At 69.7% G+C, this 1,910-nt stretch carries 2 protein-coding genes and 1 pseudogene; all 3 read right to left on the minus strand.

What is annotated here, in order from left to right; translation table 11 throughout:
• On the minus strand, positions 1-1,085 hold a 1,085-nt coding region (locus AVW09_RS14625), incomplete at its 3' end, for a mannitol-1-phosphate 5-dehydrogenase (RefSeq protein ID WP_063258757.1).
• Positions 1,082-1,519, minus strand: coding sequence for a PTS sugar transporter subunit IIA (locus AVW09_RS14630; protein WP_022880320.1), 438 nt, complete (start codon positions 1,517-1,519; stop codon positions 1,082-1,084). The genes AVW09_RS14630 and AVW09_RS14625, both read right to left, overlap by 4 nt.
• Positions 1,520-1,621: 102 nt before the next feature.
• A pseudogene (locus AVW09_RS14635) lies at positions 1,622-1,910 on the minus strand (PTS mannitol transporter subunit IIB); the annotation flags it as partial.

Genomic DNA, 1,910 nt, shown 5'->3' on the forward strand with positions numbered 1-1,910 from the left:
GGTTCCAGGCCGGTCACCTGCGCGGTGAAGGCTGTGGCATCCAGCGCGCCGAGGAGCCGCTGCAGCTCGACGGCCTGCACGTCCTCGGCATCCTGGAACTCCAGGGCGGCGGCCATCGCGGCGACGAGCGCGTCGACGGACAGGCCCCGCTCGATCGCCTCGGCGGCCGGGCCGACGAAGCGCTCGTGACGCGAGAGCTTCCGCAGCGGCTGCCGACCGACGCGCCACACGGTGTCGGGGAGCGCCGGGTTGCGGAAGCGCCGCAGGATCGTGTGGCGGTACTGGCTCTGCACCTCGGGGTCGAGTTCGTGCTTCTGCACGAGCAGCGCGCTCGTCTCCTCGAGCGTCGCCTCGACCTGAGCCGCGATCGCCGGGTCGGCGAGGGCGTCGGAGATGCGCTCGATGCCCGCCCGCGCGCCGAAGTACGCCGTGGTGGCGTGCCCGGTGTTGACGGTGAAGAGCTTGCGCTCGATGTAGGGCTCGAGGTCGTCGACGAAGTGCGCGCCCGGGATGTGCGGCGGGGTGTCGCCGAACGGTCCGCGCTCGATGGCCCACTCGTAGAACGGCTCGACCGTCACGTCGACGCCGCCCGTGGCCTGGGCCGGGACGATCCGGTCGACGGCGGTGTTGGCGAACACCGCGCGGGCCTCGAGGGCGTCCCACGACTCGCCGGCGATGGCGACCACGTGCTCGCGCAGCTGGTCGGTCGCGCCGATGGCGTTCTCGCACGCCATGATCTGCAGGGGAGCGAGGGAGGGATCGCGCAGCGCCAGGCCCGCGACGATGTGCGGGGCCACGAACTTCAGGATCGTGGGTCCGACGGCGGTGGTCACCACGTCGGCGGTGGCGATCTCGTCGACCAAAGTCTCGGCATCCGTCGAGCTGTCGATGGCGCGGAAACCGGTCACCGTCTTGTCGGTGCCACCCTCGCCGACCTCGTGGACGGTGTACTCGGATGCCGCGTTGATCGCCGCGACGAGCGGCGCGGAGACGTCCGAGAAGACGAGGTCGTAGCCGCCCTCGTGGAGCAGGAGGCCGACGAAGCCGCGCCCGATGTTGCCGGCTCCGAAGTGGACGGCCTTCATGCGTTGACGGAGCCCGAGAGGGCCTGGAACAGCTCCTCGGGGGAGGAGGCGGCCTTCAGGCGCGCGACGTCGTCCTCCTCGGAGAAGAGGATGGCGATCTGCGACAGGATCTCGAGGTGCTCGTCGCCCTTGCCGGCGATGCCGATGACGAAGGTGACGGGCTCCCCGCCCCAGTCGACGCCGCCGTCGTAGCGGACGACCGACAGGCCGGACGTGAGGATCGCCTGCTTCGTCTCGTTGGTGCCGTGCGGGATGGCGAGTTCGTTGCCCATGTAGGTGGACACCGTCTCCTCGCGCTGCTGCATGGCGGCGAAGTATTCGCCGGTGACCGAGCCGGCGGCTTCGAGCAGATCGGCGGCTTCCTTCATCGCCTCCTCGCGGGTGGCGCTGCCGGGGTGGATGCGAACGGATTCGATGCGGAGGACGTCCGACATGGTTCTCGCCTTTCTCGTCGTGCTGTCCAGCCTCGCAAACCGCGGGCCGGACGGGAAGACGCCAGGGGCCGGGGTTGCGCCCCAGCCCCTGGCGTGCAGGTGTTACTTGGTCTCGTGCTGGCTGCGGACCATCTCCACGACCTCGTCGTACTTCGGCGAGTTCATGAAGTTGTCCACCGACACGTGGATCGCGTCCGGGTTCTGCGCCTTCGCGCGGTCGGTCAGCTGGTTCTGCGTGATGACCAGGTCGGCCGTGCCGTCGAGGTTCGCGATCGCCTGGTTGGTGACCGTGACGCCCTCGATGCCCGCCTTCTTGATCTTGTTGCGCAGGACGCTGGCGCCCATCGCCGAGGAGCCCATGCCGGCGTCGCAGGCGAACACGATCGTGTTC

This window comes from Microbacterium sp. T32 (assembly GCF_001619615.1).
In the GTDB taxonomy this organism is placed as follows: domain Bacteria; phylum Actinomycetota; class Actinomycetes; order Actinomycetales; family Microbacteriaceae; genus Microbacterium.

What these genes read in the sequence shown, in the direction of transcription:
- AVW09_RS14630 (WP_022880320.1), bottom strand. Translation starts at nt 1,519, where the DNA reads ATGTCGGACGTCCTCCGCATCGAATCCGTTCGCATCCACCCCGGCAGC.